We start from the raw sequence: 21,764 nt of genomic DNA, 5'->3' as shown, positions 1-21,764 counted from the left end.
AAACACCCCTTCGCCTCAAAAGTACGGAAGGTAATCGTCTGTACGCGCAGCGTACGTCAAATCTGCCTGGTTTGTGGTTCCCTGTCGTATTTCACGGGCAGGCTGGCGGAGGCGAGGGGGAGATTCCTATGAGTACGTCTGTGCAACCGGCGTCAGCCGGCGCGGGGGGCGGCGGCGGACCGTCAGGCCTCGCCGACGTGATCGACACGATCCTCGACAAGGGCCTCGTGATCGACGCCTACGTCAGGGTGTCGCTCGTCGGCATCGAGATCCTGACCATCGACGCCCGCGTCGTCGTGGCCAGCGTCGACACCTACCTGCGCTTCGCCGAGGCCGCCAACCGGCTCGACATGACCAAGAGCGAGAAGGGCCTGCCCGACGTCATCGCGGACGCCAAGGGCGTGCCGAGCCAGGACAAGGCCAAGGACATGATCCAGGGCGTCGTGGAGGAGGCCGGCGACTCGCTCGGCGAGCTCACCGGCAAGCAGCGCGATCCCGCGGCCGAGGCGGCCGAGTCCGAGACCGAGGTCGAGGTGGACCGCGCACACCAGGGCCCGCCGAAGAGGAAGTTCCGGCCCAAGCGAGAGGAAGGCTGAGCGCCATGGGACGTCCGACGAAGGTCTCCGGAGCCTCCGCGCCCGACCAGGCCGCCGCCCAGAGCCAGACCCTCGGCTCGTACGTGTACGGCATCGTCCGCGCGAACGCGAAACTGCCCTCCGGCCAGCGCGGACTGGGCGACCCCGCGGGCGAGGTCAGGCTGATCCAGCACGGCGAGATCGCGGCTTTGGTCAGCGACGTCCGGCTGGACGAGCCGCTCGGCCGGCCCGACGACTTCTACGCGCACGAGAGGCTGCTGGACGCGCTGGCCGCCAAGGGCCCCGTGTTGCCGTTCCGCTTCGGCGCCGTCCTGGCCAGCGTCGACGCCGTCGAGGAGGAGCTGCTCGGGCCGCACCACGACGACTTCCTCGGCGCGCTCAACGAGGTCGAGGGTCACGCCGAGTACGTCGTCAAGGGCCGCTACGACGAGGGGACCGTGCTGACCGAGATCCTCGCCGAGAGCCCGGAGGCGCAGGCGCTGCGCGAGGCCATCCGCGGCAAGCCGGAGGACGCGACCAGGAACGAGCGGATCAGGCTCGGCGAGATCATCAACGCCTCGATCGAGGCCAAGCGCGAGATGGACACCAACCTGCTCGCCGACGCCCTGACCGGCCTGTTCACCCAGGCGGTCATCCGCGACCCCTCGCACGAACAGGACGCCGTGCACCTGGCCCTGCTGAGCAGGACCGACGAGCAGGAACGACTGGAGCAGGCGCTGCGGGAATTCGGCCAGCGCTGGGAGGGCCGGGTCACCCTGCGGCTGCTCGGCCCGATGGCGCCCTACGACTTCGTCGTCGCGCAGGCGTGAGGAGCATGAGCGATGGGCCTGATAAGCGGCATCTTCACCTGGCCGCTGACACTGCCGGTCCGGGGGCTGATCCGGCTCGCGGAGCTCATTCAGGAGCAGGTCGAACGGGAGACGCGCAACCCCGCGACCGTGCGCAGGAAGCTGGAGGAGATCGAGGCGATGCGCGCCGCCGGCGAGATCTCCGAGGAGGACGAGCGCCAGGCGGTCGAGCAGGTGCTGCGCATGGCGACCCGGAGGTGAAGCGATGACGATCAGGCGTCCCGCCGCGGAGCAGCCGCGCGTACGCCGCCGGTTCCGCACCGACGCCCCGTCCCGGTCGCAGGACCAGCCGTCCGAGCAGCCACCCGGTCGGCCGTCCGAGCAGTCACCTGGCCGGCCGTCTGGGCGACCGCCTGAGCAGCCGTCCGAACGATCGCCGGAGCCGGAACGGGGGCGGTCCGGGGGTGAGCTGACCGCCGTGACGGCGGGCGGCGTCGGCCAGCGCCAGATCGCCGAGCTGACCACGAAACACGTCGAGGGCGTCACCTCGGTCGCGCCCGCCGACGGCGGCTGGGTGATCGACGTCGAGGTGGTCGAGGATCGCCGGATCCCCTCATCGGGCGACATCCTCGCCCTCTACCAGGTGCAGATCGACAAGGAGGGCAGCCTGTTGTCCTATCGCAGGATCCGGAGATACAAGCGGTCCAACGCCGAGTACAGCGAGGCGTACTGACATGGACAGAGCATCGTCGTCCGGCGCCGTGGCCCGGCCCGCGTACGGCTCGTTGGGGTCAGGCGGCGGCCGTGAGCCCGCCAACCTCGGCGACATCCTGGAGCGGGTGCTCGACCGGGGAGTCGTGATCGCCGGGGACATCCGGGTGAACCTGCTCGACATCGAGCTGCTCACGATCAAGCTGCGGCTGCTGATCGCCTCCGTGGACACCGCCAAGGAGCTGGGCATCGACTGGTGGAAGCACGACCCGTTCCTGTCGGGGCGGGACCGTCAGCTGGTGGAGGAGAACCGCCGCCTGCGCCGCCGCGTGGCCGCACTCGAACGCCCGGGAGACCTCGATGACTGACGCGGGCTCGGGCTCGGGCGCGGGCGCGGGCGCGGGCGGGGGCGGGGGCGAGGGCTTCGCGGTAGGCGGGGGCTTCGCGGAGGGAGAGGGCTTCGCGGCAGGTGAGGGCGAGGGGACCTATCTCTACGCGGTGGCCCGCGACCCGCTGCCCGCTCCGGCCGGCGTGGCGGGCGCCCCCGTGCGCACGATCGCCCACGCCGGCCTGGTGGCCTACGTGAGCACGGTGCCGCTGGAGCGGTTCGGGGAGGAGCCGCTGCGCCGGTCGCTGGAGGACATGGACTGGCTGGCGGAGACCGCCCGGGCCCACCACCTCGTGGTCGACACCGTGGCGGCGCTCACGACGACCGCGCCGGTCCGGCTCGTCACCGTGTACGCGGACGACGCCCAGGTCGCCGACCTGCTGGAACGGCGCGAGAACGACTTCCTGCGCCTGCTGGAGCACGTCACCGGCCGCAGGGAGTGGGGCGTCAAGGCGTACGCCGTCCAGCCCGCCGAGCAGGAGCACCCGCAGCAGAGCGCCGAGGCGCACGCGGGTCGGCCCGGCACCGCGTACCTGCAGCGCCGCCGGACCAGCCTGCGCGGGCGGGAGCAGGCGCGCAGGCAGGCGCTCCAGCGGGCCGACCACATCCACCGCGCGCTGGCCGCCGTCGCCGCCGCCGGGCTGCGCCACCGCGCCCAGGACCCGCGCCTGTCCGGCCGGGACGACCCGATGCTGCTGAACGGCGCGTACCTGGTGGACGAGGAGCGCGACGCCGAGTTCGCCGACCTGGTCGCCACATCTGGCGGGGACGGCGTGGAGCTCAGGATGACCGGACCGTGGGCGCCGTACTCGTTCACGGTCATGGAGGCGACATGAGACGGGCCAGGACCGGGACGTGAGACGGGTAAGGGTGCGGACGTGAGACGGGCGGTCATGACGGCGGCGTGCGGGGAGGCGACGTGAGACGGGACGTGGTGGCGGAGGAGCGGCTGCCGCCGGAGCGCGTGGCGCTCGTGGACCTGCTGGACCGGCTGCTGGCCGGCGGCGTCGTGGTGACCGGCGACCTGGTGCTGTCCATCGCCGACATCGACCTCGTCCACATCTCGCTGCGCGCCCTGATCGCGTCCGTGGACGAGCTCGAAGGGAGCTGGTGAGCGGCCGTGGAGACGCCCCGCTGGCGCGTCGCCGCCGACCCTGAGACGGTCGAGCGCGACCTGAGCCGCCTCGTCCTCACCCTGGTCGAGCTGATACGCCAGCTCGTGGAGCGCCAGTGCGTCCGCCGCATGGAGCAGGGCAGCCTGACGGACGAGCAGATCGAGGTGCTCGGCGTCACCCTGATGCGCCTGGAAGAGGCGATGACCGACCTCTGCGCCCGCTTCGAGCTCACCCCGCAGGACCTCAACCTCGACCTCGGCCCCCTCGGTACGCTCCTGCCCGCGGACTGATCCCGTCCCGCGTGAACCCTGTCGCCCGCTCCGGGTGAAGGAAGGTGACAGGAACCGAGGAACGGAGTTCGAGCTTGACGCCGGACACAGAGCTGAGCGACGCGGAGGTGATCAGGCGTGCCAGGAGCGATCCCGGGTTCTTCTCGACGTTGTTCGACCGGCACGCCCCCGCCCTGCACCAGTACGTGACGCGGCGGCTGGGCGACTCCTTGGCCGACGACGTGGTGGCGGAGACGTTCCTGGCCGCGTTCCGCCGGCTCGCGCACTACGACACCGCCCACCGCGACGCCCGCCCCTGGCTGTACGGCATCGCCGCCAACATCGTCGGCAAGCACCGGCGGGCCGAGGTCAGGGCGTACCGCGCGCTGGCCAGGACCGGTGTGGACGAGGTCGCCGAGAGCTACGCCGACCGGGTGGAGGCGCGGGTGTCGGCGGGTGCCGCGCAGCGGGAGCTGGCGAGCGCGCTGGCCGCGCTGTCGCCGCGGGACCGCGAGGTGCTGCTGATGGTCGCCTGGGCCGACTTCAGCTACGAGGAGGTGGCCGGCGCGCTGGGGATCCCGGTCGGCACCGTACGTTCACGCCTGCACCGAGCCAGGAAGAAGACCAGGGCGGCGCTGGGCGGCGTCGACCCGAGCGCCGTCGTGACGGAGGAGGAGCCCGGCCGTGGACGATGACCTGAAGCTGCTGAAGAGACTGCGCGCCGACGCCCCTGAGCCGGCCGGCGAGCGCCTGGACGCGCTGCGCGCCCGATCCCTCGATCGGCGCCGCGCCCCCAGGAGAGCGCGCGGGTCGTGGCTGGCGCCGTCCGCGCTGGTGCTCGCCACGGCCGCCGCCGCGGGGATCGTGGTGCTCAACCGGGTCGACCAGCCGCCCGCGCCGCGGATCGCCACCACACAGGTGACGACGACGCCGATCGGCGAGCCGCGCGTCGTGCTGCTGCGGGCCGCCTCGGTGGCCGAGCGGCGCGAGCCGGCCGCCACGCCGAGGGACGACCAGTGGCTGTACCGGCAGGCCGTGGTCAGGCAGCCCGGCGCCACCGAGCGCGACACGCAGGAGTACTGGACCCGCTACGACGGCGGGCAGCAGGCCACCCGGCACAACCACGGCCCGCTCGACCTGCGCACGGTCGAGCCGGATCCGGACGACGACGACCTGTCGCCCAAGCAGTACGCGGCGAAGCTGGCGGCCCTGCCCACCGATCCGGTCAAGCTGCTGGCCCACGTCAAGGGCGACGCCCACTGGCGGACCAAGCCCGTGCGGGAGGCCGGGCAGGAGCCGCCGGACGCGCGGGCGTTCCGGGTGCTCACGCTCTACCTCGGGCAGCCGGCCGCCGTGACTCCCGAGCTGGCCGCGGCCATCTTCCGGGCGCTGGCCAGGATCCCCGGCGTGCGGATCGACCAGGGCGTGCCGGACGCGATGGGGCGCCCGGGCCTCGGCCTGGCCTACGACCCCGGTCAGCGCCGCGCCGACGGCCGGCTCGTCGAACGGTCGTACACCGTGCTCGACCCCGAGACCTTCCAGTACCTCGGCCTGCGGGTGGAGAACCTGGAGGACGACGTCATCCACGGCTCTCTGGTCGCCGCCAAGGGCACGTTCTACGCGACCGCCGAACTCACCACCGGAGTCGTCGACAAACCGGGCCAACTCCCCTGAACCCGGAGGGCTGCCCCGGCAGACCCCCGCCTAGCATCGGACGGATGGAGGCGGACGGGCAGGCCGGGGCGCGGGGGTTCGAGGCGCGGGAGGGCGAGGTCCGGGAGTTCGAGGCGCAGCGGGCGCGGCTCTTCGCGCTGGCCTACCGGCTGCTCGGGTCGGCCGCCGAGGCCGAGGACATGGTTCAGGAGACCTACCTGCGCTGGCGGAACGCGGGGCCGGTCGAGGTGCCGGCCGCCTGGCTGGCCAGGGTCGTCACCAACCTCTGTCTCACCCGGCTCGCCTCGGCCCGCGTACGGCGCGAGAGCTACGCGGGCCCCTGGCTGCCCGAGCCCGTCTACACCGGCGACGGCGCCCTCGGCCCGCTGGAGACGGTCGAGCAGCGCGAGTCCGTGTCCATGGGCCTGCTCGTCCTGCTGGAACGGCTCAACCCGATGGAACGGGCGGTGTTCGTGCTGCGGGAGGCGTTCGGGTACGGGCACGCGGAGGTCGCCGGGATCCTCGGCATCGAGGAGGCGCACTCACGCCAGCTGCACCGGCGCGCCCGCGCGCACGTCGGGCAGCCGCGCAAACGCTTCGACGGCGACCGCGAGCAGCATCTGCGGATCGTCAGGAGCTTCTTCGCCGCGACCGTGAACGGCGACGTCGAGGCCCTGGAACGGATGCTCGCCGACGACGTGGTGGCCTGGGCGGACGGAGGCGGCGACACCGCCGCGCGCCGGCCCGTGCGCGGCCGGGCGAGGGTGGCCCGTTACCTGAGCGGGCTCAGCAGGCGCCCGGAGGCCGGCTACGTGACGTCCGCCTTCGCGGAGATCAACGGCGAGCCGGCGGTGCTCATCCGCGAGCCCGGCGGGCTGCTCGCGATCGTGGCCGTGGAGATCGCGGACGGCCGCGTCACCGCCGTCCGCACGATCGTGAACCCGGCCAAGCTCGCCTACGCCGCCGCCCAGCTCATGTGACCCACGTCATGGGCTGGGGCTGTCACGGACGGCCCGCGTGCTCGGTTCAAGTGGGGACTTCGACACGGGAGGAACCATGAAGGACCGCATCGTGGTGCTGGGCGCCGGCTACGCGGGGCTGGCGGCGGCCAAGCGCGCCGCCCGCCGGCTGCGCCGCACCGGAGCGCGGGTGACGCTGGTCAACGCGACGGACCGGTTCGTCGAGCGGGTACGCCTGCACCAGCTCGCGGCCGGGCAGCGGCTGCCCGATCTGCCGCTGGCCGGGCTGCTTTCGGGCACCGGGATCGAGCTGGTGGTGGCCAGGGTCGTCGGGATCGATCCGGTGGCCAGGACGGTCGGCCTGGACGCGCCGCCGTACACGGTGGGCTACGACCTGCTGGTCTACGCCCTCGGCAGCGGCTCGGACGTGGCAGCCGTGCCGGGGGCGCGTGAGCACGCGTACCCGCTGGCCACCGGCGACGAGGCGGCGCTGCTGCGGGCCCGCCTCGCCTCGGAGAAGGGTCCGGTGACCGTGGTCGGCGGCGGCCTGACCGGCATCGAGGCGGCGGCGGAGTTCGCCGCCGCGGGCCTGCGCGCCGAGCTGCTGTCCGCCGGCCTGGTCGGGCCCGGGCTGTCCGCCCGGGGTCGCCGCCACGTGCACCGGGCCCTGGCCCGCATGGGCGTCTCCGTACGCGAGCACACGCGGGTCACCGGCGTCGGGCCCGCAAGCGTGCTGCTGGCGGACGGGGACGAACTACGCGCGGGGACCGTGGTGTGGGCGGCCGGCTTCCGAGTCCCCGGCCTGGCCTCCGCCGCCGGCCTGACCACGGACGAGCACGGCCGCATGCTGGTGGACCGCACCCTGCGGTCGGTCTCGCACCCGGACGTCTTCGGCATCGGCGACGCGGCCGCCGCCGGGTACGCGACCAGGATGGCCTGCCAGACGGGACTGCCCATGGGCGTCTGCACGGGCCGGGCGGTCGCCGACCTGCTGACCGGCCGCGAACCACGCCCGGCCAGATTCCGCTACGTCTGGCAGAACATCAGCCTGGGCCGCCACGACGGCGTCACCCAGTTCACCCGAGCGGACGACAGCCCGGTGGACGCCATCATGACGGGCGCCACCTCCGCCGCCTTCAAGGAAACCATCACCCGAGGCACCGTCTGGACCATCCGCCACTGACTCCGCCCTCACCCGGCCCAGCCGGTCGCGGCCGGGCCTAGCCGTCCTTCAGCAGGTGCCATGGCCGGATGGCCGTCGTGGCGGGCGGGTCGCCGCCGGGCCTGGGTGCGTCCTGAGGTATGCGTCGTCCGGCCTGGCCACGTGCTGGCCATGCACTGTCAGGCGTGATCGTCGTTCAGGAGGTGCCACGGCAGGGTGATCGGTGTGGTGGGCGGGTCGCCGGCGACGATGCGGCGTACCAGCGGGCCCAGACCCGCCGGCACGACCTGCTCGCCGCCGGGAGCCGGCCCGGACAGGTCGCCCAGGGTCCACCAGTGGAAGCGGTCGGTCGACTCCCGTTCCTCCTGGTCCATGCCCGAGGTGTCCACCTGCAGCCCGTCCACGCGGAGGGCGAAGAAGGAGTCGCGGGAGAAGAACCGCCGGCCGCCGGTGGTCCACGGGCCCTCGCTGGTCGCCACCATCGGCCCGAGCGCGTCGGGGGAGACGACGTGTCCCAGTTCCTCCCGCAGCTCCCTGGCGGCGGCCTGCCGCGCGCTCTCCCCGGGATCGAGGCCCCCGCCCGGCGTGAACCACGCGTACGGCGGATCCTCCACCTGCAACAGCCGGCCCCGGTAGAGCAGCAGCCGATCGGCGCCGTCGATCAGCAGCACGCGCGCCGACTCCCGGAGGATCACCTCTCTCATCTGGTCACCCCGCACCTGATCGCCCCGCACCTGATCGCCCCGCGCCTGATGGCCCCGCGCCTGATCGCCCCGCGCCTGGTCACCTCGCTCAACGTCGTCGCCTCGGCTCACGTGGCCATATTCGTCATTTCCGTCATCTCCGTCGTGATGGCCCAGCGCTCGTGGTCCCGCCACGCCCCGTCGATGAACTGGAACCTGGGCGAGTAGCCCTCCCGCTTGAAGCCGACCCGCTCGATCAGGCTCAGGCTGGCCGTGTTCGACGGCTGGATGTTGGCCTCCAGCCGGTGCAGCTCCATCTCGCCGAAGGCGTACCCGACGAGCAGCCGCAGCCCCTCGGTCAGGTAGCCGCGGCCGGTCGTGGAGGCGTAGGCGGAGTAGCCGATGGTGGCGCTCTGGTGGGTGCCGCGGATGATGTTGTTCACGTTGACCCGGCCGACGATCGCGCCGGTGTCGCCCCGGCAGATGAGGAAACCCTCGTGCAGCGGGCCGTCGAACCTGGACAGGTACCCCTCGAAGTCCTCGTACGTGACGATCGGCGGGCCCGGCATCCACCTCGCCAGCATCTCGGCACTCTCCTGGTGCAGCACCGACAGCTCGTCGAAGTCCGCCAGGCAGATGTACCGGATCGCCACCCGGCCCCCTTGCGCAAGATAGATCACGTCAGTCATTCTCCCGGCCAGTCGGGGCACCGCCAGGCCGGCCCCGGACCTGCGCCGTACTCGACGAGGAACGGCACCGCGTGCGGCAGCGGCGCCCCCCAGACCCGCCCGCCCAGCCCGCAGAGCACGCCGAGCCCGGTGGTCAGGCTGGCGACGTGCCCGACCACGGCGATCGTCCCGCCGGGATGCGCCGCGACCAGCGACGTCAGTGCGGCGCTGGGTTGCGCGCCCGCGGTGCCGGTGACGACGTTCTCGGACTCGGCGTGGCGCAGGCAGTGGAGCCGAACGTGATCGTTCACCGCGATTCCCCTCCGATCCCCCGTACCAGCAAACGTCATTATCTTCTGTGACAGGTGCGACAGTAGGGGTGTTCGGGGCAAGATGGTCAGCGCAGGCGATGTCCCGACGATCTTCAGGGGGTAGGGGTCGGATGACAGCCCTCGACATCCATTTCCAGGCACTCGAAGACTGCGCGAAGACCGCGCGTGAGGTGGCGGGCCAGCTCCAGTACACGGCGACCAAGGTCGAGTCGGCGGGTTCCGGGCTCCTGGGCGGCGCGTCCATCTTCGGCAAGCTCGCCGGAGCCGCCGGCCTGGCCTCCGCGGTCAACGACGTCGAGACGATGGTCGGCGACGAGTTCGAAGCCGCCCGCGACAAGATCGGCGCCGTCGCGAAGGCGCTCGGCGCGGTGGAAGGGAACGTCCGCGCCGCCAACAAGGCCAACGGGGCGGCGGCGTAGTGGGCGCCGGCCTGGCCGAGAAGATCGCCGCCTTACCGATGAGCTGGCAGCTCGTCCCGATCGTGCAGACCATCGAGGGCACCAGCCCCGCGGACATCCGCGACATCGCCAAGCGCTGGCGCAAGGCCGCGGGCAAGGCGAGCGACCAGTCCGGCCGGCTGAACCGGGCGGTCGGCGACGTCGACAACGCCTGGAAGGGGCAGTCCGCCGACGCGTTCGTGGGATACATGGGCAAGTACCGCAAGGCGGGCATGGCGCTGCACGACGCGGTCGACAGCGCCGCCGCCTCCCTCGACCAGGCGGCCCAGGCCCTGGAGACGGCCAAGACCAAGGTGACCACGCTCTGCAACGAGCTGCTCACGTTCAAGGCGGGACAGGCCGACCCCGACAGCGACGCCGCGCAACAGGCGCTCGTGAAGAAGGTCCTGGAGGCCGTGCCCAAGGCCACGGAGTTGGAGAACACGGCGAGCAAGGCCCTGTCCACCGCCATGACGGAGATCAGCAATCAGCTGAAGGAACGGACGCCGACGTTCCGCTCCATCGACAGCCCTGGCGACGAGCCGTGGCGGCCGTCGAACGGCAACATCATCGACTGGAAGCCGGTCCCCATCCCGAAGACGACACCGACGTCCTTCCAGGGCGGGAACGGCGGCAACGGCGTCACCCCGGCCGCGTACACACCCGGCGGCGGGTCCGGCGGCACCGGCTCGGGTGGAGCAGGGGGCGTGCCGGAGCCCCTGACGTTCGCGCCGGGGACCGGGACGGGCGCGCGCATCATCCAGGCCGCGCGGCAGCACATCGGCAAGCCGTACGTGTGGGGCGCCAACGGCCCGAACGCCTTCGACTGCAGCGGGCTCGTCTACTACACGCTCAACCAGGCCGGCATCAAGATCGACGACACCACGGCCGCCGGATACCAGGCGAGCGGCAAGCCGGTGTCGTCGCCGCAGCCGGGCGACATCGTCTTCTTCGGCCATCCGGCCAGCCACGTGGGCGTCTACATCGGCGACGGTCAGATGATCCACGCGCCGCGTCCGGGGGCCGACGTCACGGTGGCTCCGGTGTCGGCCATCGGCCGCTCCATCAGTTACCGCCGCTTCACCTGACCGCTCCTTCGGACGCGGACGCCGCCGGCGGTGTGGCCGGCTGACCGTGTCCCTCCGCGAGCGAGCCCGGGAAAACGGAAGCCCCGGACCGTGATCACGGTCCGGGGCCTCTCGTCGTCCGTCGGGGTGCGGCCCCGCGGTGTCGTCAGGGTTTACCAGTCGCCGCCGCCGAAGTCGCCACCGCCGAAGTCGCCGCCGCCGCCGAAGTCGCCCCAGCCGCCGCCGCCGTCGCCGCCGCCGAAGTCGCCGCCGCCGCCGTCGGAGTAACCCTCGGCGTAGCCGGCGCCGTAGCCGCCGAAGCCGAAGCCGCCGCCGAGCATGCTGCCCATCATGGTGCCGATGAACATGCCGGTCATGATGTCGCCGAAGCCGCCGTAGTAGCCGTAGGCGTACGGCTGGTAGGCGGGGCCGGCGTCGTAGTAGGGCCGGCGCTGGCCGTCGACCATGACCTCGCGCATCTGCGGGTCGAAGCCGCGCTCCACGGCCTCGGCGTCCATCTTGCAGGCGGGCACGTCGCGGACGGCGCCACCGGGCGGGGCCCAGCGGATGTCGCGGACGGACGGGCCGTGCTGCGGGTTGAAGAAGCAGGGGGCGCGGCGCTCGGGCACCGGCTCCTTGTTGACCTTGGCCTTCACCACGGCGAGCGCGTAGCGGCCGTCCTCAAGGGTCTGCGTGACCTCGCGGACCTGGTCGGCCCGCTCGACGGCGGCCAGTTGCGTCTTGGCCTTCTCGTAGGAGTCGAGCGCCGTCTGCCACTCGTCGATGTGGCCGCCGCCCTGACCGGTGAGCGTCACGTCGGTGTCGAGAGCGGTGATCTCCTCGCCGAGCTTGGTGACGTCCTCCTCCACGGTCTGCTTGACCGCGGCCAGGTCCTTGGCGTCCTGGATGGCCTTTTTCTTCTTCTTGTTGCTGGAGTAGAGGAAGTAACCGCCACCGCCGACCACGATCAGCCCGCCCAGAACGGCGAGCGCGGCGGTGCCGCCGGCCCCCGGGTCGGCCTGGCTGCCGGAGTCGAGGGCGGAGCGGTCGCCCTTGACGGCCATGTCCACGCGGTTGGCGAAGTCCTTCATGCCGGCGGTCAGGTCACCCGCGTTGGCGGTGGTGGACAGCCGGGCCAGCTGGCCCGCGAGGCCCTGCCGGCGGATGGAGCTGGACGCGGCGTAGAGCGTCGTGCCGTCGAGGACCGCGTAGGTCGAGGACGGCGCGCTCTCCGCCTTCATGGCGGAGTTGAGGCCGGTCATGAAGCCGGCGATGCTGGAGTCGTCGACCGTGCCGTCGGGCAGCGCCACAGCGTAGATCTTGCTGCTCGCCCCCTCGAGCGCGTCACGGATCTCACTCTGCTGGTCGGACGTCAGTGACGAGCCGGACTCCACGTAGAGCGGGTCCTTCTTCCAATGGGAGACCACCGTTCCAGGATCCGGTGGCGCCGCCGCGTTGGCGGCAGGGGACAGCGCAAGAACGACGATCAGACCGGCGATCAGAGCCGCGATCGCGGCCCCTGCTCGGCGCAGCGAATGGGTCATTGGCAGCAAGCCTCCTTCGCCCTTGAGGACGAACGGGCGGTCGGCAAAGTTCCTCAATGCGCACGCTACCTGTCCGGAGACTCGCAGGTGCGCATCGTGACCGAAGCGCAGTCACCGGTTCGGCTGCGTTCCGGTCGGGCGCGGGTCAAGGACACTTCGCTGGAGCCGCTCACGTGTCCTTGATCTCGCAGATGGTGGCGCCGGCGGTGACCGTCTGGCCCGCCGCCGCCGTCAGCCCGGTGATCGTGCCCGACTTGTGCGCCGTCAGCGGCTGCTCCATCTTCATGGCCTCCAGGACGACGACCGTGTCGCCCTCGCTCACCGCGTCGCCGTCGGAGGCGACGACCTTCACGATGGTGCCCTGCATGGGGCTGACGAGCGTGTCGCCGCCGGCGGCGGCCTTCTTCGCCGTGCCGCTCCCGCGCCTGGGCGCCTTGTTCGGGGCGGGCGCGGGGGCGGCGCCGCCCAGACCCGCGGGCAGGACGACCTCCAGGCGCTTGCCGCCGACCTCGACCGTCACCGTCTCACGGGGGGCGGTCTCCGCCGAGGCGATCTCCCCTTCGTACGGCGGCACCGGGTTGTCCCACTCCGTCTCGATCCACCGCGTGTGCACCGAGAACGGCGACGACGTGAACGCGGGGTCGGACACGACGGCCCGGTGGAACGGCAGCACGGTCGGCATCCCTGCGATCTCGAACTCCGCCAGCGCCCGCCGCGAGCGCTCCAGCGCCTCCTGCCGGGTCCGCCCGGTCACGACGAGCTTGGCCACCAGCGAGTCGAACGTCCCCGGCACCGTCATCCCGGCCTCGTAGCCGGAGTCGAGCCTGACCCCGGGTCCGGACGGCGGGCGCAGCGTCGTCAGCGTGCCGGGGGCGGGCAGGAAGTTCCGTCCGGCGTCCTCGGCGTTGATCCGGAACTCGATCGAGTGCCCGCGCACCACCGGGTCGTCGTAGCCGAGCGGCTCGCCATCGGCGATCCTGAACATCTCGCGGACGAGGTCGATGCCCGAGACCTCCTCGGTGACCGGGTGCTCGACCTGCAGCCTGGTGTTGACCTCCAGGAACGAGATCGTCCCGTCCTGACCGACGAGGAACTCGCACGTGCCGGCCCCGACGTAGCCGGCCTCCTTGAGGATGGCCTTGGAGCTGGAGCGCAGGATCTCGACCTGCTCCTCGCTGAGGAACGGCGCCGGGGCCTCCTCCACCAGCTTCTGGTGGCGGCGCTGCAGCGAGCAGTCGCGGGTGCTGACGACGACCACGTGGCCGTCGCGGTCGGCCAGGCACTGGGTCTCGACGTGGCGGGGCCGGTCGAGGTAGCGCTCGACGAAGCACTCGCCGCGCCCGAACGCGGCGACCGCCTCGCGCACGGCCGACTCGTACAGCTCGGCGACCTCCTCCAGCCGGCGCGCCACCTTGATGCCGCGCCCGCCGCCGCCGTACGCCGCCTTGATCGCGATCGGCAGCCCGTGCTCCTCCGCGAACGCCACCACCTCGGCCACGTCCGCCACCGGGTCCTTGGTGCCCGCGACCAGCGGCGCGCCGACCTTCTGCGCGATGTGCCTGGCCCGCACCTTGTCGCCGAGCGCCGCGATGGCGGCGGGCGGCGGACCTATCCAGATCAGGCCCGCGTCGATGACGGCCGCGGCGAAGGAGGCGTTCTCGGCCAGGAAGCCATATCCGGGGTGCACGGCGTCCGCCCCCGAGCGGCGGGCGACGTCGAGCAGCTTGCCGATGTCGAGGTAGGTCTCAGCGGGCGACTGGCCGCCCAGCGCGTACGCCTCGTCGGCGACCTTGGCGTGCAGGGCGTCGAGGTCCTGGTCGGCGTAGACCGCCACGCTGCCGATCCCGGCGTCCTTGCACGCACGGGCCACCCGCACCGCGATCTCGCCGCGGTTGGCGATCAGAACCTTCCGCACCGGCCTTCCTTCCTGTCATGGGTTCAGCGGCCCAGATAGGCGCCGCCGTTGACGTGCAACACCTGCCCGGTGACGTGCCTGGCTCCCGCGGAGGCCAGGAACAGAACGGTATCGGCCACGTCAGCGGGACTGCCAGGGCGGCCGTTGCGCGTGTTCTCGACGCGGGTCCTGATGCCCTCCTCGGTGAGGCGGCCGCGGAAGAACTCGGTGTCGAGGACGAGCCCGGGGGAGACGACGTTGGCGGTGATGCCCCTGGGGCCGAATTCGGCGGCCAGGTCGGCGGTCCAGGACTCCAGGGCGGCCTTGGCGGCGCCGTACGAGCCGGAGCCCGTGCCCCTGGCGGCGATCGAGCCGAGCGAGACGATCCGGCCGCCGTCGTTCAGGCGCGGGGACAGGGCGGTCGTCACCAGGACGGCGGACATGAGGTTGGCGTTGAGGTTGGCCCACCAGCTCTCGGCCACGTCGATCAGCTCTTCCGGCTGCGTGCGGCCCAGGTTGGTGTTGCCGCCGGCGTTGTTGACCAGCACGTCCACCCGTTCGGGCAGGTGGGGCAGCGCCTCGCGCACCTCGGCGGCGCTCGCGGCGTCGAACGCGACGAACTCGGCCCGCAGCTTGCGGGCGGCCTCGGCCAGCACGGCCTCGCGGCGGCCGGTGATCGTGACGCGGTCGCCGAGCGCGACGAACGCCTCGGCTATCGCGTATCCGATGCCGGTTCCGCCGCCGGTCACCACAACCTCGCGCATGAAACCGACAGCTCCCGAATGCGATCCGAACATTCCTCGGGTAGACCATAGCCGCTCGGCATATCTCCGGCGACGGCCGGTGCCCCTTCCTTAGGGTGAGTGCGCTTTCACAGGTTCCCAGGAGGTATGCATGAGCCAGAGCATGCTCGGCGGCGACCCCGCGGAAATGCAGCAGATGTCGACCCAGTTCACGCAGCAGTCGGAGGCGGTCCGCACCACGATGACCGCGCTCGACCGCGAGGCCGCCAAGGTGGGCACGGCGTGGACGGGGCCGGGAGCGCAGCGCTTCCAGCAGGCGTGGCAGAACTACCGGACGGCGTTCCAGCGGATGACCGAGGAGCTGCAGGAGGCTTCGCGGGTCATCGGGACCTACCGGCAGAACATCGAGTCCGCCACGAAATGATCACCGAGAGGGGCCCTGGCGAGGGAGCTGGGGCTTCTTTCCGTTGTGGGCGGGTTTCCGTGGTGAGCGCGGCCTTCCCGTACGGGGAGGAGGGGCGCGGGGCCGTTCCGGCCGATGACAGCCTCGGGGCGCATTGACGGTGGCTGTCAGAGAGGCCGACCGAAACCTCTGATGCGTATGTGACGTATTTGGTTAAATGTCTCTGTTCATGACGCCCATCCGGAGAGGACTGTCATGGCGGAGAAGGACTCCTCCACGCCCGAGCGCATAGGTGGCCGCACGATCGTCGGCCACCTGGGCGAGGGGCCGCGAGGCCCGGTCCATCTGGCACGTGAGTCCGAGGGCGCTCCCCAGGTCGTGATCAAGACGATGGCCGCCGATCCCGGGTTCGTGGACCGGCTGAAGGCCGTCACCCGGGTGTCCGGCCCGCAGATGGCCCGCACACTGGACGCCGGCGTCGAGGGCGGCGTCGCGTACGTGGTCAGGGAGCACGTCGAAGGCCGTTCACTGACCGCCGCCGTCGCGGCCGACGGCCCGCTGACCGGCGACGTGCTGGAGCGGGTGGCCATCGGCACGCTGACCGCGCTGACCACCGTCCACGCGGCCGGGTTCGCGCACCGGGGGCTGACCCCGTCGAACGTGATCCTCACCGGCGACGGGCTCCGCGTCACCGACCCCGAACTCGGCGATCCGGCCGGCGAACTCGGCTACCGGGCGCCGGAGCAGTTCGGCGGGCAGCAGTACGGGCCGTACGCCGACGTCTTCGCCTGGGCCGCGACCGTGGTCTTCGCCGCCACGGGATCCGCGCCGTTCCGGGCCGACGCGGCCGCCGTGCTGAACGAGGAACCGCGGGTCGGCGCGTTGCCTGAGCCGCTGCGTCAGGTGGTGCTCGCCGCGCTCGCCAAGGACCCGGCGGGGCGGCCCACGGCGTACACGGCGCTGGAGCGACTCCGCGCCGCCGCCGGCGCCCCCACCCCCGGCCCGGCCGAGACCCCCGCCGCCCCCGCCGCCCTCGGAGCTCCCGGAGTCGCAGGTGGCACGGTGGCCGGAGGCGCCGCAGGTGGTGCGGTGGCCGGAGCCGCCGCACAGCCGGCGGCCGCGGTGGTGCCGACCCTGCTGCCGATCCAGCTGAACATCGCGGGCCTCCAGACACCCCAGATGCCCCCTCCCCAGACCGCCCACCCCGCACCGCCACCCCATCCCGCACCGCCACCCCAGGCCGGGCCGCCACCCCAGGCCGGCCCGCCACCCCAGGCCGGGCCGCCGACCCAGGCAGTGCCCACGCCATCCGAGGCCGGGCCGCTGCCCCAGTCCGTCCCGATGCCGCCCCCGCCCGCTCCGCCCGGCCCGATGGGTCCGCCCCAGATGGGCCCGCCTCCGATGGGCGCGGGTCCGGCGGGCCCTGGCCCGCTGAACCCGATGGGACAGGACTCGGGTCCGATGGGTCCGGGGCCGGTCGGGCAGGGGCCGGTTGGTTCTGGGCCGGTGGGGCAATCCCCGATGGGGCCTGGGGAGGCTGGTTGGGCTGGGCCTGGGCCGGTCGGCGGGTCTGGGCCGGTGCCAAGTGGGGCCGGGGAGCCGGTGCCCACGTTGATGTATCAGACCTGGGGACCCCCGCCGGGACCCGGGCGGCCGGAGCCGGCCAACGGGTGGACGCCTCCGAGCGCGCCCCCACAGGACGACGGCCGGCAGCAGAAGCCGTTCCCCATCGGGCTGGTGGCGGGCGTGACCGCCGTCGTGCTCATGGCGGGTCTCGGGTTGTGGGGCGCGAGCCAGTACTCGGGCAAGGTGACGTTCGCGCCGATCGCCGCCACCGGCGGCGGGACGGCCACGGGTGAGTCGTCGGCGGAGGCGGTCCCGAATGCCGTGACGACCGTGCCCACGCAGCCCCAAGGCGAGGTGACCGCCCCCTGGGCGACCACGCCCGGCCAGGGGGACGACGAGGTCGGCCCGATGGTGCTGCCGACCGAGGGCCCCACGGGCACGGCGAGCGTCCCGGTGCTGACGACGGTGCCGACCCCCGCCCCGCTCCCGACCAGTTCGGTGGCGATCCCCACGAGCAGGCCCACGGTGACGAAGACGGCCAAGGCGCCGGCGACGCCCACCAGGAGGCCGGTCAAGAAGACGCCGACCAGGCAGGCCAGGCCGACGGCCACGGTGACGAAGACGGCGCGTCCGACGGCCAAGCCGACGCCGACCGCCACGCCCAAGCCGACCAGGACCACCCAGGCGCCCAAGCCGACCCCGACGAAGACCACCAAGCCGCCGGAGCCGAAGCCGACCAAGACGACCGCGGCCCCGGTGAAGAACCCGTACACCGCGGCCCAGGTCTGCGGCGGCGGTTTCGTGGTCCAGCGGTCGAGCCCGTTCTCGGGCGGCACGACGTACCAGCTGTGGAACAACAGCACGTCGCAGAACTGCGTGGTCACCATCAAGTCGGGCGCGAACGTCGGCAAGGAGACCCCGGTCAGCGCGACGCTTGAGGTGCAGGGCGGCGGCAGCAAGACCGATTCCGGGTCCTTCAAGTGGTACGCGGGCCCGGTGAAGCTGTCGGCGGCGGGGAAGTGCGTGCGGTATTCGGGCAGCGCCGGTTCCGGCAGCACGAGCGCGGGATGGGCTAATTGCGGGTGATTCCCAACCCCGGCAGAGGCCGCCTGAGGCGCGTGATCGTCCGCGCCCTCCTGGCGACCGTTCTCGCCCTGCACGCCCTCGCGGCCCCGGCCGCGGCGGCGGCGCCCGAGGAGTGCAATCCGAAGAAGGGCACGCTGAAGCTGCCTGCCGCCGAGCCGTGGGCGCAGAAGCGGCTGGACATCAAGAACGCCTGGCGGCTGACCAGAGGAGCGGGGGTGCGGATCGCGGTCGTCGACAGCGGTGTCGACTACCGCCATCCCCAGCTGCCGATCGCCAAGATCATCGATGAGACGCACACCGGGCACACCGACTGCGTGGGCCACGGCACGGCCGTCTCGGGCATCATCGGCGCCCGCTACGTGGCCGGCGTCTCCTTCCACGGTGTCGCGCCGGAGGCCACGATCGTGGTGGTCAAGCAGAGCAACAAGAGCGAAGGCGACATCAACAAGCTCATCAGCGCCATCGACGACGCGGTCTCGGCCAAGCCCAAGGTGATCAACATCTCCGTGAAGGCCGCCGACCATCCCCGGCTCAAGGCCGCCGTCCAGCGGGCGCTGGCGGCGGACGTCGTCGTGGTCGCCGCCGCGGGCAACGTCGACGGCCCGGAGGACGAGGACGTGCCCGCCTATCCGGCGGCGTACGAGGGTGTGCTCGCCGTGGGCGCGGCCACCCCGGACGGCCGCAGGGCCGACTCCTCCAACGCCGCCACCCCGGTCGGCGTGCTCGGCCCCGGCACCGACATCACCGCGCCCTGGCCGGGCGGGACCTTCATGCGCGGTCTGGAGGGCACGAGCTTCGCGGCGCCGTACGTGGCGGGCACCGCCGCCCTGGTGCGGGCCCGCTTCCCCCAGCTCGACCAGGAGCAGGTACGGCGGCGCATCATCGCCACCGCCGACGGCGCGGCCGGGGCGGGCACCGGGGCGGGCATGGTCAACCCGCTGCTCGCGCTGACCGCCGTGCTGCCGTACGAGCGGGGCGGCATGCCCGTGGTGGCCGAGCCGCCGGCGAGCGCGCTGCCGGCCGACGCCGTGGCCAAGATCCCGCCGCGGGACGAGAACGCCGTCGGCATCGCCATGGCCGTGGGCGCCGGCGTGATGCTGGCGATCATGCTCACCGCCGCGTTCGCGCTGCTCATTCCGCAGGCGCGGCGCAGAAGGTGGCGTCCCGGCCGCATGGCTTAAAAGTTGCAATTGGGTGAAATGTCAATCTGCACGTCAAATCCCCTGATGCGGAAGTGACGGATGCGATTGAATGTCGCGTTGAAGATCGTGGATTGACTGGAGGGACGGAAATGCACCCCTTGCGGCCGGGCGATCCCGAGAAGCTGGGCGCGTACGACCTCTTAGGACGCCTGGCCGACGGCCCGCGTGGCGTGGCCTTCCTCGGCAAGGAGTCCGACGGCGAGGAGGCCGGCACCGCGCCGCTCCGGGTGATCAAACTGCTGCCGCCCGCCCCGAGCCTCGGCGGCGGCGACGACATCGCCCGGCTCTCGGGAACGCAGCGCGTGTCGAGCTCGTACGTCGCCAGAGTCCTGGACGCGGGCAGGCACGGCGAGCAGCTCTACGTGGTACGCGAGCACATCCAGGGCCACAGCCTCGCCGAGGTCGTGACCCACGACGGCCCACTCGACGCCGACGCCCTCGAACGCGTGTCCGTGGGCGTGCTGACCGCCCTCACGGCGGTGCACCTGGCCGGCATCACGCATCGCGGGCTGACCCCGCACAACGTCATCATGGGCCCCGACGGGCCCCGCGTGACCGACATCGACCTCGGTGAGCCGGTCGGCGAGGTGAGCTACCGCGCCCCCGAGCAGATCAACGGCCTGGGTTACGGCCCGTACGCCGACGTGTTCTCCTGGGCCGCCATCATGGTGTTCGCCGCGACGGGGAAGCCGCCGTTCGGCCCCGACGAGGAGTCGGTGCTGACCGGCGAGCCCGACGTGGGCGAGGTCGGCGTCCTCGCCGAGCCGCTGCGCCAGGTGGCGCTGTCGGCCCTGGGCAAGGACGTGGGCTCGCGCCCCACCACGTACGTGGCGCTCCTGCGCGTGCTCGGCGACAAGCGCGGCGTCACCGGCGGCCCCAAGGCCCCGCCGCTGCAGCCCGGCATCGCCGCCGCTCCCGGGACGCCGGTCGGCGCGGCTTCCGGTCCGCAGGGCCCCTTCAACGCTCCCAACGCCTTCAACGCGCCCGGCGCTCCCGGCACGCCGGCGCCCGGCGCCTTCGGCGCACCAGGCGCGCCCGGCGTTCCAGGGGCGTTCAACGGCCCCGGTGCTCCCGGCGCCGCAGACGCGCCGATCGAGGGTGTGCCCGTGCCGAGCCTGCCCCCCATGACCGGGCAGCCCATGCCGGGCCAGCCGCCGATGGGCGGGCCGTCGGGGCCGCCGCAGCAGCCGTGGGGGCCGCCGTCCCTGCCGCAGGGCCAGCTGGACGGCCCGGGCCCGATGGCCGGCGTGCCGATCGCGCCCGCGGGCCCCGGCGCTGAGCCGCCGCCCGAGCAGCAGCGCCCGACGGCGGTCCTCGGCCAGACGGTGCCCTCCCGCCCGCCGCGCAGGTTCCCGCTGGGCCTGGCCGCCGCGGTCGGCGCGCTCGCGCTGCTGTCCGGATTGGGACTGTGGGGCGCGGGCCAGTACGCCTCGACGCACCGCTTCGAGGTCGTGGCGGCGGCGAACCCGTCGCCCGTGGGCACCGTGGAGGCCGGCGGCAAGGGCGGCGAGGCCCCGTCGTCGGACCAGGGTGAGGGTCAGGGCCCGGGTCAGCCGCAGGGACAGACGCAGACCCAGCCCGACCCCGGGCAGACCCAGGCCGAGGTGACCGTGCCGTGGGGCGTGACACAGAGCGCCGACCCCGGCAACGACGTCGGCCCGATGGTGCTGCCGAACGACTGGACCTCCCAGTCGCCCGCGACGCCCGAGCTCAGCACGGTGCCGACGCCGCTGCCCATCACCACCCAGCCCGTCGCGCCGCCCAGGGTGACCGTGCAGCCGCCCTTGGCCCAGCCCACGGTGACCGTGACGGCGAGCACCCCGTCCACGCCGACGCCCTCGAACGAGATCCCGCCCCAGACGACCGAGACTCCGACGCCCACCCCGTCCGAGTCCGGGACTCCGGTGCCGACCGTCACCGTGACGATCACGCCCACCCCGACGGTGACCGAGACCGCGATCCCGGTCCCGACCTCCACCGCCACCGCGGCGCCGACCCTCACGTGGCTCCCCACGACGGCTCCCACGAGCAAGCCCAAGCCGACGGCGACGCGGACCGCGCCGCGCCCCTCGCTCACCGCCAGGCCGGCTCGCAACCCGCACTCGCCGGCCGGGGTCTGCGGGTCGGGGTTCGTGGTGAAGGGCGCGAAGGAGTTCCAGGGCGGCCAGGTCGTCCTGCTCGTCCACCAGGCGAGCGGTGAGGGCTGCGTGGTCACGATGAAGCGCGAGGACGTGGGCCGGAAGGCCAACATGAGCGCCGCGATCTCGGTGCAGAACGGCGGCAACAAGAGGGACAACGGTTCGTACGAGTACTACGCGGGACCGGTCAAGCTGCCCGCCAAGGGCAAGTGCGTCCGGTACTCCGGCAGCGTCGGCAACGCCGGCACCGCCGGCTCGGCCTGCCTCTGACCCCTCCGGAGCACTCCGGCACGTGAAAAACCCCCTCCGGGCAGGTCCCGGAGGGGGTTTCGCGTCAGAGGGCTCCGACCGGTGTCACAT

At 72.7% G+C, this 21,764-nt stretch carries 24 protein-coding genes; 18 read left to right on the top strand and 6 right to left on the bottom strand.

Features of this window, described 5'->3' with window-relative positions:
* Positions 1–128: 128 nt before the first annotated feature.
* The 12 genes from gvpJ (OIE67_RS41025) (at position 129) to OIE67_RS40970 (ending at position 7,662) form a co-directional block, all read left to right on the top strand.
* On the top strand, positions 129–596 hold the full coding sequence (gene gvpJ / locus OIE67_RS41025; protein ID WP_106236439.1) for a gas vesicle protein GvpJ: 468 nt from the start codon (positions 129–131) through the stop codon (positions 594–596).
* A 5-nt stretch (positions 597–601) separates the two neighbouring features.
* Positions 602–1,405: a GvpL/GvpF family gas vesicle protein gene (locus OIE67_RS41020; protein ID WP_326630646.1), complete on the top strand. Its 804-nt coding sequence runs from the start codon at positions 602–604 to the stop codon at positions 1,403–1,405.
* Between the two features lie 12 nt (positions 1,406–1,417).
* Positions 1,418–1,645 (top strand): gas vesicle protein GvpG, encoded by a 228-nt coding sequence (locus tag OIE67_RS41015; protein WP_326630644.1) that lies wholly within the window; start codon positions 1,418–1,420, stop codon positions 1,643–1,645.
* Positions 1,646–1,649: 4 nt separating this feature from the next.
* Positions 1,650–2,117, top strand: a complete 468-nt coding sequence (locus OIE67_RS41010) for a gas vesicle protein GvpO (RefSeq protein WP_326630642.1) — start codon at positions 1,650–1,652, stop codon at positions 2,115–2,117.
* 1 nt (position 2,118) lies between these two features.
* On the top strand, positions 2,119–2,463 hold the full coding sequence (gvpJ, locus tag OIE67_RS41005; protein WP_326630640.1) for a gas vesicle protein GvpJ: 345 nt from the start codon (positions 2,119–2,121) through the stop codon (positions 2,461–2,463).
* Complete coding sequence (locus OIE67_RS41000) at positions 2,456–3,319, top strand: GvpL/GvpF family gas vesicle protein (RefSeq protein ID WP_326630638.1); 864 nt, start codon at positions 2,456–2,458, stop codon at positions 3,317–3,319. Before gvpJ (OIE67_RS41005) ends, OIE67_RS41000 begins: the two co-directional genes overlap by 8 nt.
* A gap of 83 nt (positions 3,320–3,402) precedes the next feature.
* A complete protein-coding gene (locus OIE67_RS40995; protein WP_326630635.1) occupies positions 3,403–3,597 on the top strand; it encodes a gas vesicle protein in 195 nt (64 codons plus the stop codon).
* 6 nt (positions 3,598–3,603) lie between these two features.
* Positions 3,604–3,888: a gas vesicle protein K gene (locus OIE67_RS40990; RefSeq protein WP_326630633.1), complete on the top strand. Its 285-nt coding sequence runs from the start codon at positions 3,604–3,606 to the stop codon at positions 3,886–3,888.
* A 74-nt stretch (positions 3,889–3,962) separates the two neighbouring features.
* A complete protein-coding gene (locus OIE67_RS40985) occupies positions 3,963–4,562 on the top strand; it encodes an RNA polymerase sigma factor (RefSeq protein WP_326630631.1) in 600 nt (199 codons plus the stop codon).
* Positions 4,552–5,541: a CU044_5270 family protein gene (locus OIE67_RS40980; RefSeq protein WP_326630629.1), complete on the top strand. Its 990-nt coding sequence runs from the start codon at positions 4,552–4,554 to the stop codon at positions 5,539–5,541. Before OIE67_RS40985 ends, OIE67_RS40980 begins: the two co-directional genes overlap by 11 nt.
* 44 nt (positions 5,542–5,585) lie before the next feature.
* Positions 5,586–6,500: an RNA polymerase sigma factor SigJ gene (gene sigJ / locus OIE67_RS40975; RefSeq protein WP_326630627.1), complete on the top strand. Its 915-nt coding sequence runs from the start codon at positions 5,586–5,588 to the stop codon at positions 6,498–6,500.
* Positions 6,501–6,576: 76 nt separating this feature from the next.
* A complete protein-coding gene (locus OIE67_RS40970) occupies positions 6,577–7,662 on the top strand; it encodes an NAD(P)/FAD-dependent oxidoreductase (RefSeq protein ID WP_326630625.1) in 1,086 nt (361 codons plus the stop codon).
* Between the two features lie 158 nt (positions 7,663–7,820).
* Here OIE67_RS40970 and OIE67_RS40965 read toward each other — a convergent pair whose 3' ends face one another.
* From OIE67_RS40965 to OIE67_RS40955, 3 genes are all read right to left on the bottom strand, one after another.
* Complete coding sequence (locus tag OIE67_RS40965) at positions 7,821–8,345, bottom strand: NUDIX hydrolase (protein ID WP_326630623.1); 525 nt, start codon at positions 8,343–8,345, stop codon at positions 7,821–7,823.
* Positions 8,346–8,452: 107 nt separating this feature from the next.
* Positions 8,453–9,004, bottom strand: a complete 552-nt coding sequence (locus tag OIE67_RS40960; RefSeq protein ID WP_326630621.1) for a GNAT family N-acetyltransferase — start codon at positions 9,002–9,004, stop codon at positions 8,453–8,455.
* Between the two features lie 5 nt (positions 9,005–9,009).
* Complete coding sequence (locus tag OIE67_RS40955) at positions 9,010–9,303, bottom strand: hypothetical protein (RefSeq protein ID WP_326630619.1); 294 nt, start codon at positions 9,301–9,303, stop codon at positions 9,010–9,012.
* Positions 9,304–9,434: 131 nt separating this feature from the next.
* Between OIE67_RS40955 and OIE67_RS40950 the strand changes: the two genes are divergently transcribed.
* Positions 9,435–9,743, top strand: coding sequence for a hypothetical protein (locus OIE67_RS40950; protein ID WP_326630617.1), 309 nt, complete (start codon positions 9,435–9,437; stop codon positions 9,741–9,743).
* On the top strand, positions 9,743–10,849 hold the full coding sequence (locus tag OIE67_RS40945) for a bifunctional WXG100 family type VII secretion target/C40 family peptidase (RefSeq protein ID WP_326630615.1): 1,107 nt from the start codon (positions 9,743–9,745) through the stop codon (positions 10,847–10,849). Before OIE67_RS40950 ends, OIE67_RS40945 begins: the two co-directional genes overlap by 1 nt.
* Before the next feature lie 152 nt (positions 10,850–11,001).
* Here OIE67_RS40945 and OIE67_RS40940 read toward each other — a convergent pair whose 3' ends face one another.
* From OIE67_RS40940 to OIE67_RS40930, 3 genes are all read right to left on the bottom strand, one after another.
* Positions 11,002–12,372, bottom strand: coding sequence for a hypothetical protein (locus OIE67_RS40940; RefSeq protein ID WP_326630613.1), 1,371 nt, complete (start codon positions 12,370–12,372; stop codon positions 11,002–11,004).
* 169 nt (positions 12,373–12,541) lie between these two features.
* The gene (locus OIE67_RS40935; RefSeq protein WP_326630610.1) at positions 12,542–14,287 is read right to left on the bottom strand and encodes an acetyl/propionyl/methylcrotonyl-CoA carboxylase subunit alpha; all 1,746 of its coding nucleotides are present in this window, start codon (positions 14,285–14,287) and stop codon (positions 12,542–12,544) included.
* A gap of 23 nt (positions 14,288–14,310) precedes the next feature.
* Positions 14,311–15,030, bottom strand: a complete 720-nt coding sequence (locus tag OIE67_RS40930; RefSeq protein WP_326630608.1) for an SDR family NAD(P)-dependent oxidoreductase — start codon at positions 15,028–15,030, stop codon at positions 14,311–14,313.
* A 130-nt stretch (positions 15,031–15,160) separates the two neighbouring features.
* Here OIE67_RS40930 and OIE67_RS40925 point away from each other — a divergent pair, with 130 nt between their 5' ends.
* From OIE67_RS40925 to OIE67_RS40910, 4 genes are all read left to right on the top strand, one after another.
* Positions 15,161–15,433, top strand: coding sequence for a WXG100 family type VII secretion target (locus tag OIE67_RS40925; protein ID WP_165960088.1), 273 nt, complete (start codon positions 15,161–15,163; stop codon positions 15,431–15,433).
* Positions 15,434–15,667: 234 nt separating this feature from the next.
* Complete coding sequence (locus tag OIE67_RS40920; RefSeq protein WP_326630603.1) at positions 15,668–18,064, top strand: serine/threonine protein kinase; 2,397 nt, start codon at positions 15,668–15,670, stop codon at positions 18,062–18,064.
* 32 nt (positions 18,065–18,096) lie between these two features.
* Positions 18,097–19,245, top strand: coding sequence for a S8 family serine peptidase (locus OIE67_RS40915; RefSeq protein ID WP_326630601.1), 1,149 nt, complete (start codon positions 18,097–18,099; stop codon positions 19,243–19,245).
* A 110-nt stretch (positions 19,246–19,355) separates the two neighbouring features.
* Entirely contained in the window at positions 19,356–21,674 is a 2,319-nt protein-coding gene (locus OIE67_RS40910) for a serine/threonine protein kinase (protein ID WP_326630599.1), read from the top strand.
* Positions 21,675–21,764: the final 90 nt, after the last annotated feature.

This window comes from Nonomuraea fuscirosea, assembly GCF_035917475.1.
Classification (GTDB): Bacteria; Actinomycetota; Actinomycetes; order Streptosporangiales; family Streptosporangiaceae; genus Nonomuraea; species Nonomuraea fuscirosea.
This window is presented reverse-complemented; position numbering and strand designations above follow the sequence as displayed.